General features: G+C 33.9%; 16 protein-coding genes. 9 read left to right on the forward strand and 7 right to left on the reverse strand.

All coding sequences use genetic code 11. The annotated features are described in order from the left end of the window. A partial coding sequence (locus ACTQ5K_RS04115; protein WP_441993752.1) for a hypothetical protein occupies window positions 1–191 on the forward strand: 191 nt, incomplete at its 5' end. Window positions 192–227: 36 nt separating this feature from the next. Here the strand turns inward: ACTQ5K_RS04115 and ACTQ5K_RS04120 are convergent. Next, window positions 228–803, reverse strand: coding sequence for a YqfQ family protein (locus tag ACTQ5K_RS04120; RefSeq protein ID WP_251627508.1), 576 nt, complete (start codon window positions 801–803; stop codon window positions 228–230). A 282-nt stretch (window positions 804–1,085) separates the two neighbouring features. Here ACTQ5K_RS04120 and ACTQ5K_RS04125 point away from each other — a divergent pair, with 282 nt between their 5' ends. Further along, window positions 1,086–2,396 carry a DEAD/DEAH box helicase gene (locus ACTQ5K_RS04125; protein ID WP_441993753.1) on the forward strand — a complete coding sequence of 437 codons (1,311 nt, stop codon included), beginning with the start codon at window positions 1,086–1,088 and terminating at the stop codon, window positions 2,394–2,396. A 21-nt stretch (window positions 2,397–2,417) separates the two neighbouring features. Beyond that, window positions 2,418–3,311, forward strand: a complete 894-nt coding sequence (locus tag ACTQ5K_RS04130) for a deoxyribonuclease IV (RefSeq protein ID WP_031535407.1) — start codon at window positions 2,418–2,420, stop codon at window positions 3,309–3,311. Window positions 3,312–3,367: 56 nt separating this feature from the next. Here the strand turns inward: ACTQ5K_RS04130 and ACTQ5K_RS04135 are convergent, their stop codons facing one another. Further along, window positions 3,368–3,625: a DUF2624 family protein gene (locus tag ACTQ5K_RS04135; protein WP_031535405.1), complete on the reverse strand. Its 258-nt coding sequence runs from the start codon at window positions 3,623–3,625 to the stop codon at window positions 3,368–3,370. A gap of 219 nt (window positions 3,626–3,844) precedes the next feature. Here ACTQ5K_RS04135 and ACTQ5K_RS04140 point away from each other — a divergent pair, with 219 nt between their 5' ends. Then, complete coding sequence (locus ACTQ5K_RS04140; protein WP_441130516.1) at window positions 3,845–4,258, forward strand: Fur family transcriptional regulator; 414 nt, start codon at window positions 3,845–3,847, stop codon at window positions 4,256–4,258. A 145-nt stretch (window positions 4,259–4,403) separates the two neighbouring features. Here ACTQ5K_RS04140 and ACTQ5K_RS04145 read toward each other — a convergent pair whose 3' ends face one another. Beyond that, entirely contained in the window at window positions 4,404–4,985 is a 582-nt protein-coding gene (locus ACTQ5K_RS04145) for a 5' nucleotidase, NT5C type (RefSeq protein WP_251627510.1), read from the reverse strand. A 161-nt stretch (window positions 4,986–5,146) separates the two neighbouring features. Here ACTQ5K_RS04145 and ACTQ5K_RS04150 point away from each other — a divergent pair, with 161 nt between their 5' ends. Continuing rightward, a complete protein-coding gene (locus ACTQ5K_RS04150; protein ID WP_251627512.1) occupies window positions 5,147–5,515 on the forward strand; it encodes a DUF4190 domain-containing protein in 369 nt (122 codons plus the stop codon). Window positions 5,516–5,577: 62 nt separating this feature from the next. Here the strand turns inward: ACTQ5K_RS04150 and ispG are convergent, their stop codons facing one another. Beyond that, the gene (ispG, locus tag ACTQ5K_RS04155) at window positions 5,578–6,696 is read right to left on the reverse strand and encodes a flavodoxin-dependent (E)-4-hydroxy-3-methylbut-2-enyl-diphosphate synthase (RefSeq protein ID WP_192840925.1); all 1,119 of its coding nucleotides are present in this window, start codon (window positions 6,694–6,696) and stop codon (window positions 5,578–5,580) included. A gap of 239 nt (window positions 6,697–6,935) precedes the next feature. Then, window positions 6,936–7,256, reverse strand: a complete 321-nt coding sequence (locus ACTQ5K_RS04160; protein ID WP_031535394.1) for a LysM peptidoglycan-binding domain-containing protein — start codon at window positions 7,254–7,256, stop codon at window positions 6,936–6,938. 180 nt (window positions 7,257–7,436) lie between these two features. On the opposite strand from ACTQ5K_RS04160, the gene ACTQ5K_RS04165 reads away from it, so the two are divergent. Beyond that, complete coding sequence (locus ACTQ5K_RS04165) at window positions 7,437–9,125, forward strand: methyl-accepting chemotaxis protein (RefSeq protein ID WP_251627514.1); 1,689 nt, start codon at window positions 7,437–7,439, stop codon at window positions 9,123–9,125. A 59-nt stretch (window positions 9,126–9,184) separates the two neighbouring features. Here ACTQ5K_RS04165 and ACTQ5K_RS04170 read toward each other — a convergent pair whose 3' ends face one another. Beyond that, window positions 9,185–9,964 (reverse strand): DUF1189 domain-containing protein, encoded by a 780-nt coding sequence (locus ACTQ5K_RS04170; protein ID WP_251627516.1) that lies wholly within the window; start codon window positions 9,962–9,964, stop codon window positions 9,185–9,187. 145 nt (window positions 9,965–10,109) lie between these two features. Between ACTQ5K_RS04170 and ACTQ5K_RS04175 the strand changes: the two genes are divergently transcribed. Next, window positions 10,110–10,589: a DUF456 domain-containing protein gene (locus tag ACTQ5K_RS04175; protein ID WP_251627518.1), complete on the forward strand. Its 480-nt coding sequence runs from the start codon at window positions 10,110–10,112 to the stop codon at window positions 10,587–10,589. A gap of 48 nt (window positions 10,590–10,637) precedes the next feature. Here ACTQ5K_RS04175 and ACTQ5K_RS04180 read toward each other — a convergent pair whose 3' ends face one another. Further along, window positions 10,638–11,333 carry a Crp/Fnr family transcriptional regulator gene (locus ACTQ5K_RS04180; protein WP_251627520.1) on the reverse strand — a complete coding sequence of 232 codons (696 nt, stop codon included), beginning with the start codon at window positions 11,331–11,333 and terminating at the stop codon, window positions 10,638–10,640. A 572-nt stretch (window positions 11,334–11,905) separates the two neighbouring features. On the opposite strand from ACTQ5K_RS04180, the gene ACTQ5K_RS04185 reads away from it, so the two are divergent. Both ACTQ5K_RS04185 and ACTQ5K_RS04190 read left to right on the forward strand, forming a co-directional pair. Then, window positions 11,906–12,514: a superoxide dismutase gene (locus ACTQ5K_RS04185; protein WP_251627522.1), complete on the forward strand. Its 609-nt coding sequence runs from the start codon at window positions 11,906–11,908 to the stop codon at window positions 12,512–12,514. Window positions 12,515–12,677: 163 nt separating this feature from the next. Further along, window positions 12,678–13,895 (forward strand): MFS transporter, encoded by a 1,218-nt coding sequence (locus ACTQ5K_RS04190; RefSeq protein ID WP_031535383.1) that lies wholly within the window; start codon window positions 12,678–12,680, stop codon window positions 13,893–13,895. Window positions 13,896–14,038 lie beyond the last annotated feature (143 nt).

Here is a 14,038-nt window from a genome sequence, read left to right on the forward strand (position 1 = left end):
CCTTTCCTAGACACCCAAATCAACACTTCGAACAAATCTATTTGAATACGAAGGTGATCATCTACCTTGAGAAGTTGAAAAGTCATTTACACAAAAATATTGACAGTACCAAGTATAACTGTCTGGAAAAAGGAAGATTCATAAAAGACGATAAAAAAAGACCAAATAAAGCAATAGCCAATTTGGAATGAACCGTTTTGTGGGTATTGCCTGTTAGGTCTGGGGATTTATATATATAATTTTGGTTTTGGAGCACCTGTAGGTTTTTCGGATACTGATTCCGTTTCAAAATCATCGATAACATCATCGACTTTTTTAGTTTGTCGCTTTTTAACTGTTTTCTTTGTATCTTCGCTTTTTCTTTTCTCTGTTGCTGGATCTGCAACGTTTACTTCCTCTGGTTCTTTGCTGGAGCTCGTTAATCCTCTGTACATTTTCCAAATAGCTGGGATATTTTTAACCATTGGTCCATATTGGTTCACCATAGGCCCAATTTGGCTTGCTGTATTAAGGAATTTTTGAGAATTTGCTAAAAATCCATTAATAGAAGAAGGATTAGTCAATGTTTTTAGCAACCCGCCTCCTCCAGATGCAGCACTTCTAGCTCCTGCATTCGTAGCAGCTCCTGCAGCATTATTACCGCCTCCAAAAAGTTTGGATAGTAAACCGCCGCCACTTCCTCTGCTAGGTACTCCAGCTCGGCCCATTGCTCCTCCAGGGAAGCTAGTTGGTCCTCTCATTCCTGGCATTCTTCCGCCCATTGGTGGTCCTTGGAATGGGCCACGTGGTCTTGGTGGCATCATATAAAACGCCTCCTTTCACTTATACTACTTTATAGAATATGCAAAGACTTACAAGATGTTTAGGTTTTACGAAGAAATAATGGATAGTGTCATATGTAATGTAAAATGCTAGGATTAGGGATAAAAAATATATTTGATTTATGGTATTGGAAAAAATAAAAAGGGCACACATTATAGCCTTTTAGGTAAATTTTTATTATAATAAAATGATGGACAAAAGAGCTATAGATAAATGCCAAATCTGCGCACACTCATTTATCTGGCTATTAAGGAGTTTTTTATATGAGTAATAATCAATTTAAACAATACGAGTTTAAACCATTTATTATAGATGCAATTGACGAATTAGGTTTTTACGAACCGACAGAAATTCAACAGAAAGTAATTCCTCTTGTTTTAAAAGGGGAAAGTGCAATTGGGCAATCGCAAACTGGAACAGGTAAAACGCATTCATACGTTTTACCGATTGTTCAAAGAATAGTTGCTGAAAAACAAGCAGTACAAGCTGTTATTACAGCACCTACTAGAGAATTAGCGAATCAAATTAATCAAGAAATTTTGAAAATAATTAAGCATTCCGAACAACCAATAACAACTCGCCTATTTATTGGAGGTACGGATAAACAGCGTTCGATTGAAAAGCTTAAAACACAGCCACAAATTGTTGTAGGTACGCCTGGAAGAATTAATGATCTTGTTAAAGAACAAGCATTATTTGTGCATACTGCAAAAATTCTAATCGTTGATGAAGCAGATCTTATGCTAGATATGGGCTTTATTGAAGATGTTGATCAAATTGCGTCAAAAATGCCAAAGGATTTAAGCATGTTTGTATTCTCTGCGACAATCCCTGAGAAATTAAAGCCATTTTTAAAGAAATATTTAGAAAATCCAACATATGTTCATATCGAACCAAAGCAATTAACGGCCGCAAACATAGAACATGTGCTAATTCCTTCCAGACATCGTGATAAAATTACAACAGTATATGAAGCGTTAGTAAGCTTTAATCCTTATCTTGCGATTGTATTTACAAATACAAAGCAAATGTGTGATGAAGTTGCAAATGGCTTATCAAACAAAGGTCTTAAAGTTGCAAGAATACATGGTGGTTTGACACCTCGTGAGCGTAAAAAAGTAATGAAACAAATCCTAGATCTAGAATTCCAATACATTATAGCTACTGATTTAGCAGCAAGAGGAATTGATATTAAAGGGATCAGTCATGTTATTAATTATGAGTTACCAACAGATTTAGATTTTTATGTGCATCGTGTTGGAAGAACTGCAAGAGCAGGTTATTCCGGTATTGCCTTAACAATATATGAGACATCAGACGAAGATAAGTTAAATCAATTGGAAAAACTAGGCGTAGAATTTAAGCATATGGATCTTAAAAAAGGCGAATGGGTAGAATTAGATGATCGTAATCGCCGCAAAAACCGCAAGAAGCAAGTGGATGAAATTGATGTAAAGGCTAAGTCTCTTGTTAAAAAGCCGAAAAAGGTGAAACCTGGCTATAAGAAAAAAATGCAACAACAAGTAGAAACAATTAAAAAGAGAGAAAAGAGAATTAAGAGTAGAAAAAAATAGGGGAATAGAGGAGTGTTTGAATTGTTGAAAATTGGTTCACATGTATCAATGAGCGGGAAAAAGATGTTACTTGGAGCTAGTGAAGAAGCAGTCTCCTATGGTGCTAATACTTTTATGATTTATACTGGTGCACCCCAAAATACAAGAAGAAAGAAAATAGAAGACTTAAATATAGCAGCTGGCCAGCTTCATATGGAGCAAAATGGCATAGAAGATATTATCGTGCATGCACCATATATTATTAATATTGCCAATACTACGAACCCAGCTACTTTTGAATTGGGCGTTAACTTCTTACGTAGTGAAATAGAAAGAACAGAAGCACTAGGAGCCAAACAAATTGTTTTACATCCAGGCGCACATGTAGGAGCAGGTGCTGAAGTTGGTATAAAAAAGATTATCGAGGGCTTAAATGAAGTGCTTACTGGGAACGAAAACTTGCAAATAGCGCTAGAAACAATGGCTGGAAAAGGATCTGAATGTGGTCGTACCTTTGAAGAATTAGCAATGATTATGGAAGGTGTTACCCATAATGATAAATTATCGGTATGCTTTGATACATGTCATACACATGATGCTGGATACAATATTGTAGAAGATTTTGATGGAGTATTAGAAGAATTCGATCGTATCGTGGGAATTGATAAATTAAAGGTATTGCATATAAATGATAGTAAAAATATTCTTGGAGCTCGAAAAGATAGACATGAAAATATCGGTTATGGGCAAATCGGTTTTGATGCATTGGTGAAAATAGTTCATCATCCCGAGCTAGAAAATGTTCCGAAAATATTGGAAACACCATATGTTGGGATAGATAAAACGAATAAGAAAGCACCTTATAAGCATGAAATCGAAATGATTAAAAATAAGGCATTTAATGCAAATCTATTGGAAGAAATTTTACAAAGTTAAAAAAAACGCTCTTCCGGAGCGTTTTTTATTTCTTTGTGAAGCTTAAGTATGGTAGATTACTGCTCTGCAAATAAGTTAAATAACTCGTTTAGTTCCTTTGCTGTAGCAGGACTTGTTAATTTAGCGACCTCTCTGATTAATTGTGCACGTTCATTAGGCTTGAAAATATTGATTTTTCGGCCATTAAGATGATTAGCAAGCTTTACGGCTTCTTCGTTTGTGATTTTAATTTTGAACTGTTTACTGTATTTCATTAGTTCAGTAGAGGTTATGTTGTTAATTTTATGATTGATTATGTTTTCAAAAATTTTCATGTCATCACTCCCCATTCTAACATATGAAGGGAAAGACAAAAATGTGCTAATTTTTTTTGATTTCTCTCATTTAGTATACAGAAAGTGATATCTTTACAACAATCATTCGTTCTTGTATACTGATTTTGATACTATTAAATGTTATATAAATCGTAATGATTACTATAGAATGTTCGTTTTATTTGATAAAAATGGATAGGGAGAAATGAGGTGGAGAAAATGAATGTGCAAACTGCACTTGATATCCTAAAGGAAAAAGGATATAAACATACAGACAAGAGAGAAGATATCTTAGCATTATTTTCTAATGAAAATAAATATTTAACCGCTAAAGATGTATTAGAGTCATTAAAGGATGATTATCCAGGTTTGAGTTTTGACACGATATACCGAAACTTATCATTATTCGAAGAATTGGACATTTTTGAAATGACAGAATTAAATGGAGAAAAACATTTTCGCTTTACTTGTTCTCACCATCACCACCACCATCATTTCATTTGCTTGGATTGTGGGAAAACGAAAGAAATTATTACATGTCCAATGGAAGAACTTACTGAAAGTTTAAAAGGCTACGATGTTTCTGGTCATAAGTTTGAAATTTATGGAAAATGTCCTGAATGTCAAAATTAAAAAAACGAAGCATATCTATTCTGATATCGCTTCGTTTTTTCTTAATAGGTTGTTTTTGTAAAAGGAAGCAGGATATATTAACTTTAATTTTTTTAACAATAATTCATAAAAAGTCTTTATAAATGTTATGTAGGGGTAAAGGAGTTTATTGATTCACTTGAGTTTTAACCCATTCTTCCACCCACTCATACGCTTCATTCCACGTAGTTACCCGTTTAACCCCTTCAGGAATTGGTTTCCTATTATAAGGTGTATCAAAGAGTATAACTGGGATTCCTAATTCTTCATGAAGCATTACGGCATTATCATGCTTATCTTCAAAGAAAATATCCACCATATTTCTTTTGGCAGCCGCAATTTTATGATGAGAACCAATTAATTCAATATGATCAAAGCTAATCCCATTATTTTCAAACCATTGTTTTGTTAGTTCAAGCATGCCTTCTCCTCTTGCGCTAATAAATATGAGTTCATGTTGCTTTGCCCATTTTTGTAATACTACACTTGCGCCTTCAGCTAGGGGAGAGGACGAGTAAATTCTTGCCTCATTTTCCAAAAACCACTTGTCAAATTCTTCGTTAGTAACATTGACTAAAGGATAAAATTCATATTGAACAACATCCTCTAATGTAATATTCAATTGAAAGCTTTCATTTAAAAAGGGAACAAACGTAGCAGGGCTAGTTACTGTCCCATCAATATCGATTCCAAAACGCATTTTTTTCATTTTATGCTCCTTTATTCAAAGTTGTTCTTATCTAGCTTAACAAATAAACTCGACAAGGAAAAGGGAAGAACTAAAAAGTTATGTAAATCATTTACAGACATAGGGACACAGAATTTGGTGATGATAATAAATGCTCCTATTAAAGAAAGCGAGGGATCATCATGGCAGATCAAAACAGCAATGAAGGATACAGTCACGATTTTCAAGATAGAGAGCGAACTGGATCACCTGTTGATTATTTGGAAGAAACATCAGCAGAGATAACACCTCCAATGACTTTTAATGATACACGTCCAGTGACCTCCGATGTTGAGCGAGACAGGAATATAGTAGGTGGAAAAGGAATTGGTATTACAGCTTTAGTCATATCAATCCTGTCCTTATTTGTAATGCCTATTATATTAGGGATTGTTGGGATAGTATTAGGATTCATCGCAAGAAAAAAGGGAGCATCAGCACTTGGAACTTGGGCTATCTCTCTTGGTGCCATCTCCATTATCATTGGAATTTTTATTGCCCCGTTCTTTTAACTTAAAAATGGGGAATTAAAAAAATCTAACCTCTATCACGAGGTTAGATTTTCCTTCCTTTTTTATTGAATATTAATTGTATCTTTATTTTCAGCTTCTTCAGCTGCTTTTTTCGCAAAATACTCTTCAGCTATTGCATCGATTTCTTTCTTAAGTTCCTCTACCATTATGTCCTCTGGTACCTTGCGGACAATTTTTCCTTTACGGAATAGTAGGCCTTCGCCACGGGCACCAGCAATACCAATGTCCGCTTCTCTTGCTTCTCCTGGTCCATTAACTGCACAGCCTAGAACTGCAACCTTAATTGGTGCTTTAATCGTAGAGATGTAGTCTTCCACTTCGTTGGCAATACTAATCAAGTCGATTTCAATTCTGCCACAAGTGGGACAGGAAATTAATGTTGCAGCATTGGAAGAAAGACCAAATGACTTCAACAATTCTCGAGCAACTTTTATCTCCTCAACGGGATCTGCACTTAAGGATATACGTAAAGTATTTCCGATGCCTTTACTTAAAATAGCACCTAGACCAGCAGCGCTTTTTACTGTTCCCGCAAATAACGTACCGGATTCAGTGATGCCTAGATGTAAAGGATAGTCAAATGCTTTTGCTGCTTTTTCATATGCTTCAATTGCTAAGTTAACATCAGAAGCTTTCATGGATACAATGATATCATGAAAATCAAGGTCTTCTAATATTTTGATATGGTGCAAGGCACTCTCGACCATTCCATCTGCAGTTGGATAACCGTATTTCTCTAGAATCTTTTTCTCTAAAGAACCAGCGTTAACACCAATACGTATCGGAATCCCTTTTGCTTTTGCAGCTTTTACAACCGCTTCAACTTTTTCTCTTTTCCCAATATTCCCTGGGTTGATTCGGATTTTATCTGCTCCACCTTCAATTGCTTTTAATGCTAAACGGTAATCGAAATGGATATCTACTACTAATGGTATGTTTATTTGTTTTTTAATCTCGCTAATGGCATTTGCAGCACGTTCATCTGGACATGCAACACGAACAACCTGACAGCCAGCTTCTTCTAAGCGTTTAATTTGGGCAACTGTTGCTTCAACATCATGGGTTTTGGTAGTGGTCATGCTTTGAATAAATAATTCATTACTTCCCCCAATGGTTAAGTTACCGACTTTAATTGGTCGGGTTTTTGTACGATGAATAATTTCACTCAATGGTGATTCGCTCCTTTTATATTGGACAAGCCAAAATAATTTAGCTTTTTATTTATTTCTTTGTAACCTTACCTATTGTATCAATGAAACATTCATATTGACAAGAATCTTGCTAAAAATCACTTTGCATTTTTAATGGGAATCCCTAATTTGACGGGGAAAAAGTTTCATTAGGTGAGAAAAACAATAAAAACTTCCACCATTATCATTTCTGCGGAAGCTAAAGTTTATTATTTATATATCGGAAAAGAATATGATTTTCCGATTTGAATATCTTCAGGTTTTAAACCACCATTTAGTTTTTGAAAGTCATTTACAACAGTCTCCAAGCTAACCGATAAGGCGCCAGTAGAATATTCTTCTACAATAGAAAGAACGGTATCACCAGATTGGACTTGTTGTTCAAAAAATAATGGCGCTTCTTCTGGGGATGCCTGGACTTCTATTGAGGGTTCTTGTTTTTGAGTAGAGGAAAGCGTACCTTCATTTAAATCGATATAAATAACATATATTGTCACGAAAATTACAAAGGTAATAAAAAACCTTTTCATCCTACATCCCCCTAAACTAATTTATAGACAAACTATATGCTTGTCCACTATGAATTAGAACGAAAAAAGTATTCAGGCAAAGGGGGATAGGGAAAAAAGTCCTGAATTTAAAAATTAAATTACTTTATCTTTACATGCCCTTAATAAATTTCTGTGAAAATAGTCATAGGGGGCGAGCAAATGACAAAAGTCATAAAGAAGCAAAGGATAAAGGAAAGGCTTTCTATACAAAATCGGTTATTTCTGTTTGTTTTGCCATTATTTATTATTACGATTTTGATGTTAACGTTTATCTCCATTAATAGCTCTACAAAAATGACAGTTAAAATGATGAAGGAGAGACTAGAGAAAGAAACAAGCACTATTTACGTTATGGCTCAAAATACAATGCTAATGTACGTAGGTCAGGAAGAGAAGTTTCAAACGAAAATGGAACAAATAATAAGAGATCAAGATGCTAGCTTTGCCAAAGAAGGGTTAAACGCTTCTTTCTTTTTGCTATCGGAAAAGGAAGTAAAACCATTTAAAGTGAGTCAAAACTCCCGATTTAAGTTGGATGATTCTTTTATTCAGAAACTAGAGGAATTAGAATCAGGCGTATTGGATACAAAATGGAATGGAGAAACGTATACCGTTGCCTTTCAACAAATTCAAGAACTAAGAGGGATTTATTTGTTAGTAATTCCCCAATCTGAATATTTACATAATGTCAATCAATTAAAAAATAGTTTGTTGCTTTTTTCGGTATTAAGTATACTGATTATTGCTGTCGTTATTCGATATTTTGTCAAAACAATGGTAAGCCCATTACTAACGTTACGAGAAATTATGCGAATAGCAAGGAATGGTCATTTAGAAGAGGTTTCTACCATTAAAACTGGGATTCCTGAAATCAACTCGTTAATTAACAGCTATAATTTATTAATACAAAGATTAAAGCTTGTACTATCGGAAATGAATGCAACTAGTGATCATTTATCCAAAACAAATGATATTTTACAAACAGAGGCAATGCAAATGATAGAAAGTGGAGAGGCGCTTTCGGAAATGATTGTTACGGTGAAAAATGGCGCTGAGCAAACGGCAATTAGTTCAGAGCATAATATAACCGTTTTCCAAGAAATGAAAGGCTTAAGCGATCAAATCGACCAAAGTAGTCAAAAAATTAAGGAACATACAGACGAAATGAATGATTCTGCCATACTAGGCGAAGAGAATATAAATAATTTATTTGCAAGTCAACATATGCTACAAGATAAAGTAACCGTAATTTATCGTAATAATGATTTACTTAATAACCATGCTTTATCAATAAAAAAGGTTGTCGAAGATATTAAAGAACTTGCAGAACAAACCAAGCTATTAGCTTTAAATGCTACACTTGAAGCAGCTCGAGCTGGTATCCAGGGAAAGGGATTTGCTGTGGTAGCAAATGAAGTGAAGAAATTAGCTGTTTTGTCTTCTAAATCAGCAGAGGATATAAGAAAGTTTACACTTGATATGGATCAAATCATTCAAAAGTCATCAAGTGATTTAAAAGATATACAAAACAATTTTACGAAAAGTGATGACTTAGTGCAAAAAGCGACTGTCTCTTTTAATCAACTATTGAAGGGAATTTCTTTAGTAAGTGAAGGGCTAAAAGATAATCACCATTTATTAAATGAGCTACAGGCATTTTTTCCTAAGATGGAGTATAGCACGCTACATGTTACTTCCATTAGTCAACAAACACTCGCAAGCTCAGATGAGATGAAAAAAATAGGTGAAATACAGCAGGATAGTATCAAGGTTAATGCTGAGATAAGTTCTAGACTATCGATGTTAGTGGCAAAACTAGAGGAAAATATAAAGATGGAAGAAAAGTAAATCTCTTAAGAAGTAAAAAAGCAAAAACCAATGTGTAAGGTTTTTGCTTTTTTACTGCTTTATGGTTGTAGTGGTTTTTCCGGCTTGACCTCTTTAATTGCTAAACAAACAAGGAATAAACTAATGAACCAATTTAATAGATAGCCACTTGGAACAATGGTTTGTAAACAGTCCATAATAGTAAAGAAAATAACGGGAATGGTTGTACTATATACGGTGATTTTCCAGCATTGTGCATATGTTAATGCTCTGCCGAAAATTTTCGAGAAAAAGTTTCCAAACATAGCAAGTACGATTGTTTGAAGAACTTTATAAATTAGCATAAATAAGATATAGATTACAACTAAAATGATGATAAAAACATATGCTAAAGAATCCATTGTTTGAATAAAATCAATTAGCTCTTCCTTTGTAAGGGTGATATTTCCAAATGAGGAATATTCAAAACTCTGCGCCTGCCCTGCTGTTACGATTACAAATTCATTTTTTAAAAGCGCTACAGTATTTCCATAAGTACTAATTTTTGTATGGTCATAGGTTCCAGAAGCATCTAGAATGATTGTTAAATCAGGCTTTTCAATGATAGTTGGTTCATTTTGATTTTTGGTATTTAAAGTATTATCGCTTATTGTAAAAGAAGGTACTTCTTCTTCCATTGTTATACTAAACGTATGTATTGCTTCATTGATTCCCTTACTTAAATAATACAAATTAGGTATAGCTGCAATAATAGTCAAAAGCAACAAATAAATAATGGTTTTTCCTATGCCTTGAAAACGGAAGCTTGCTATATCTTTTGGAGAATAGAGGCTTCGATAAAACTGCTTAAAAATATTCATTCTGACACATCCTTCAAAAGTTTCATTCCTATTGTATCTTTTTCATGCTAATAGATACAAGTCTCAGCATTTGATTTGCATAAAAAAGTATGGTAAAAGTTTTAAAAGGATATACCTATACTAATTAGAAGGAAAGGGGGATGTAATGGATATTATTTATTGGATTATTATCAGTATTTTATTCATTATTGCTTTTGCTGGATTGATTTATCCAATCATCCCAAGTGTACTATTTATTTTAGCAGGGTATCTATTATATGGTGTCTTCTTTTCGTTTGAAGAACTTAGTGTCCTTTTTTGGATTATCCAAGGGATGTTTGTTGTCTTATTATTCTTTGCTGATTCTGTATCTAACTGGATCGGTGTAAAGAAGTTTGGCGGTACAAAGGCTGGGATTTGGGGAAGTACAATAGGATTGCTTGTTGGACCTTTTGTCATTCCTGTAATTGGCATCCTACTAGGTCCATTTCTAGGAGCCGTACTAGCAGAGCTTATCGTTAGTAGGACCGATTGGAAAAATGCGCTTAAAATAGGAGTAGGCTCACTAATAGGCTTTCTCAGCAGTATAGTTACGAAAGGTATTATTCAGGGGATAATGATTGTGTATTTCTTTTTGAAAATATAAATTAATGGAAGAAAAGGTAAGGGTAAGCTTTTACCTTTTCTTCTATTATTAATTAAGTCCGCAAATATCAACAGGACAGTTTTGACAATCGACTGCTCTTTTTAAATAGGCAAGATTTTTTACAGTAATTTTCTGGTTGCTGTAGTCAATGACTTCTCTTTCTCTTAAATCTTTTAATATACGTTGAATAACTTCTCTTGTCCCGAAGGTTAAGTTCGCTAATTCTTGATGGGTAATGGGAATATCAATCAAGATTCCTTCTTTATTTTTTATTCCAAATGAATGACATAGCCTGATTAAGATGCTGTAAAGGCCGCCCTTTTTTCCATTCATTATAAGATCTTGGCATTTCATATGTGCTTTTAAATATCCCGTGCTTAACCAACTAGTAACAGAAATAAGGAGCATTGGATCTTTTAAAGCTAAATCTTCAAATTCACTGCGGTTAATCGCAAGAACATCACAATCTGTAAGACTTTTGGCAAAAAAATAATACTTTGGGGAATGTTTAAATAATTGGTATTCTAACAGCAATTCCTCATCATGGAGTATCTTAATGACGAATTCTTTCCCTTTCTCATGGACTCTCCCAAGAGAAATTGTTCCATTTAATAAAATATAAATTTTTTGAACAGGGTCTTTTTCTTGAAATAATAAAGTTCCCTTTTTTATATGTTCTATTTTGTCAGTCTCAAAGAAATGTTGTATCAATAAACTATATAATGATAGTTGTACTTCATTCATAAGAAAGCACTCCTTAAAAAGTTCCTCTTTTCTTGATTAAAAAACATTGTGAAATATTTGTCAATCTTAATTTGGATAAAAATGGATATTGCGTGAATGGTATGGATTCTATTCTACTCTAGAACGTTGATTCGTAAGGAAGAAACACAAAAATGACAATTTATCGAACTTATTTCAAGTTGAGTTCTAATAGAAGCGGTAATAAACAAATTAGTATAAATACTGGAGTGATGTTAATCACTAGAGGATGGTGGAAATTAAAAACTTTATTTTTAAGTAGAAATATAAAGTTATGATTGTTATTTTCTAACTAATAAAGTGAAAGTGGTTTCATCAAATTTAAGAATAAGGAGACAAGAACAATCCGTCCTATAAACAACTAGGCATTTGCCTGTTTAAAAGTAATTTTAGATGGGTATTTTAAAGAGGGAATCTTTTCAAGCAAATAGATTGAAAGTAAGTTCTTTATTTGATAATGTATTGTTAAAGAGCTTCTCTTATATAAATTGTCGAAATAGGACAAAACAATATAAGGAAGAAAATAATACATATAATATTAGGAGGAATTAGACATGGCTTATTCATTACCACAATTACCTTACGCTTATGATGCATTAGAACCTCACATTGATAAAGAAACGATGAACATTCATCATACGAAACATCATAATACTTATGTAACAAATTTAAACAACGCACTAGAAGGAAATGACGAATTACTTTCTAAAACAGTGGAAGAACTTGTATCTAATCTTGATGCAGTGCCAGAAGCTGCTCGTACTGCAGTTCGTAACAATGGTGGCGGTCACGCAAACCATTCCTTATTCTGGGAAGTAATTTCTCCAAACGGTGGCGGTCAACCAACTGGTGATTTAGCTGCTGCTATTGACAGCAAATTTGGTAGCTTTGAAAACTTCAAAGAAGAATTCTCAAAAGCTGCTACAACTCGTTTTGGTTCAGGTTGGGCTTGGCTAGTTGTGAACAACGGTGAGTTAGAGGTAACAAGCACACCAAACCAAGACAATCCTTTAATGGAAGGTAAGACACCTGTTTTAGGATTAGACGTTTGGGAGCATGCATACTACTTAAATTACCAAAACCGTCGTCCTGAATACATTAGTGCATTCTTTAATGTAATTAACTGGGATGAAGTAGCTAAACGTTATTCAGCTGCTAAATAATAATAGGTTAGCAAAACCTGTGGGCATTATGCTCACAGGTTTTTTTGTCTTATTATGGAAAAGATAGTAATTATAGCTTATTTTCATAATTGTTAGTTTTTATATATAATGCATAACGATATTCATTTTGTTAGAAACTACTCTAGAACAAAGGGGAGTTTCTATGATGAAAATAGGAAAAATTTTAGGTGATGTAGAGCTTACAAAAGATTTAAAAATATTGTTGCTCACCGGTGGATTGTACGCATTAAGTGTAGCACTTTCTAATACTTTCGTTAACGTATTCTTATGGAAGCAGTCAGGAGAATTTAGAGATTTAGGATTGTATAACCTTGCTATTATCTTGCTGCAATTACTTACCTTTACACTTGCTGGCAGATGGGCAAAGAAAATTGATCGTGTCATTGTATTTCGAATTGGTGTTGCCTTCCTTACCATTTTCTATTTGACAGTACTATTAATTGGAGACAAAGCATCTACATTTCTCCTAGTGTTAGGGGCAATACTTGGTATTGGCAACGGATTCTATTGGCTAGCGTACAATGTTTTGACATTTGAAGTTACCGAACCTGAAACTAGAGATTTCTTTAATGGCTTCTTAGGACTATTAAATTCTGTTGCTGGGATGATTGGACCGATGATTGCGGGATATATTATCTCACAGCTAACAAAGTCAACAGGTTATATGATTGTTTTTGGAATGTCTCTTGCACTCTTTCTTCTAGCGGTTATTTCTAGTTTTTTTCTCAAAAGAAGGCCGGCAGAAGGCAAATATTATTTTAAAAGAATTTTGGAAGAGCGAAAAAATAATTATAACTGGAAACTTATAACGAATGCTCATTTTTTTCAAGGCTTACGAGAAGGCGTCTTTGCGTTTATGATAACTGTCTATGTTTATATAGCGACAGACAGTGAGTTGGCTTTGGGTAAATTTGGGTTAATCAATTCGGGAATTTCATTTGTTGCCTATTATATTGTTTCGAGGACAATCAAAAATGAGAATCGGAATAAGTCCATTTTAGTTGGAGGGATTATGCTATTCCTTTCGATGTTTATTATCGTTTTTGATTTTTCTTACACGAAATTATTGATTTATGCGAGTACTATAGCTATCGCTTATCCATTAATCCTTGTTCCTTACACTAGTTTAACTTTTGACGTAATCGGAAAAGGATGGAAGGCAGGAGAAATGAGAATTGAATATATAGTCGTAAGAGAATTGTTTCTCAATCTAGGAAGGCTTTTATCCGTTCTCATTTTTATAATTGGTGTAAGCATGTTCAATCCAAATAAAGTAATCCCTGTCTTGTTGTTTATCCTAGGAAGTGGACACTCGGTGATTTATTTTTTTGCTAGAAGAATCAGATGGAAGACAGCTTAACTATGTAAAAGAAGATTTGTTATAGAGTTAACAGATCTTCTTCTTCGTGTGAAAAGGTGAATGAGAAAGAGAGAATTCCTTTAAAAATCCTGTAATCATATAGAAATTTCTGTAATCTTCCTTTAAAATAGAAAATAGGAAAG

The organism is Niallia sp. Sow4_A1 (assembly GCF_052116745.1).
In the GTDB taxonomy this organism is placed as follows: domain Bacteria; phylum Bacillota; class Bacilli; order Bacillales; family Cytobacillaceae; genus Niallia; species Niallia hominis.

Excerpts from the sequence above, each read along its gene's own strand:
- ACTQ5K_RS04160 (WP_031535394.1), bottom strand. The coding sequence starts at position 7,256 with ATGAAAAGGTTTTTTATTACCTTTGTAATTTTCGTGACAATATATGTT.
- ACTQ5K_RS04180 (WP_251627520.1), bottom strand. The coding sequence starts at position 11,333 with ATGAATGAAGTACAACTATCATTATATAGTTTATTGATACAACATTTC.
- ACTQ5K_RS04190 (WP_031535383.1), top strand. The coding sequence starts at position 12,678 with ATGATGAAAATAGGAAAAATTTTAGGTGATGTAGAGCTTACAAAAGAT.
- ACTQ5K_RS04150 (WP_251627512.1), top strand. The coding sequence starts at position 5,147 with ATGGCAGATCAAAACAGCAATGAAGGATACAGTCACGATTTTCAAGAT.
- ACTQ5K_RS04145 (WP_251627510.1), bottom strand. The coding sequence starts at position 4,985 with ATGAAAAAAATGCGTTTTGGAATCGATATTGATGGGACAGTAACTAGC.
- ACTQ5K_RS04175 (WP_251627518.1), top strand. The coding sequence starts at position 10,110 with ATGGATATTATTTATTGGATTATTATCAGTATTTTATTCATTATTGCT.
- ACTQ5K_RS04120 (WP_251627508.1), bottom strand. The coding sequence starts at position 803 with ATGATGCCACCAAGACCACGTGGCCCATTCCAAGGACCACCAATGGGC.
- ACTQ5K_RS04125 (WP_441993753.1), top strand. The coding sequence starts at position 1,086 with ATGAGTAATAATCAATTTAAACAATACGAGTTTAAACCATTTATTATA.
- ACTQ5K_RS04165 (WP_251627514.1), top strand. The coding sequence starts at position 7,437 with ATGACAAAAGTCATAAAGAAGCAAAGGATAAAGGAAAGGCTTTCTATA.
- ACTQ5K_RS04140 (WP_441130516.1), top strand. The coding sequence starts at position 3,845 with ATGAATGTGCAAACTGCACTTGATATCCTAAAGGAAAAAGGATATAAA.
- ACTQ5K_RS04185 (WP_251627522.1), top strand. The coding sequence starts at position 11,906 with ATGGCTTATTCATTACCACAATTACCTTACGCTTATGATGCATTAGAA.
- ACTQ5K_RS04170 (WP_251627516.1), bottom strand. The coding sequence starts at position 9,964 with ATGAATATTTTTAAGCAGTTTTATCGAAGCCTCTATTCTCCAAAAGAT.
- ACTQ5K_RS04135 (WP_031535405.1), bottom strand. The coding sequence starts at position 3,625 with ATGAAAATTTTTGAAAACATAATCAATCATAAAATTAACAACATAACC.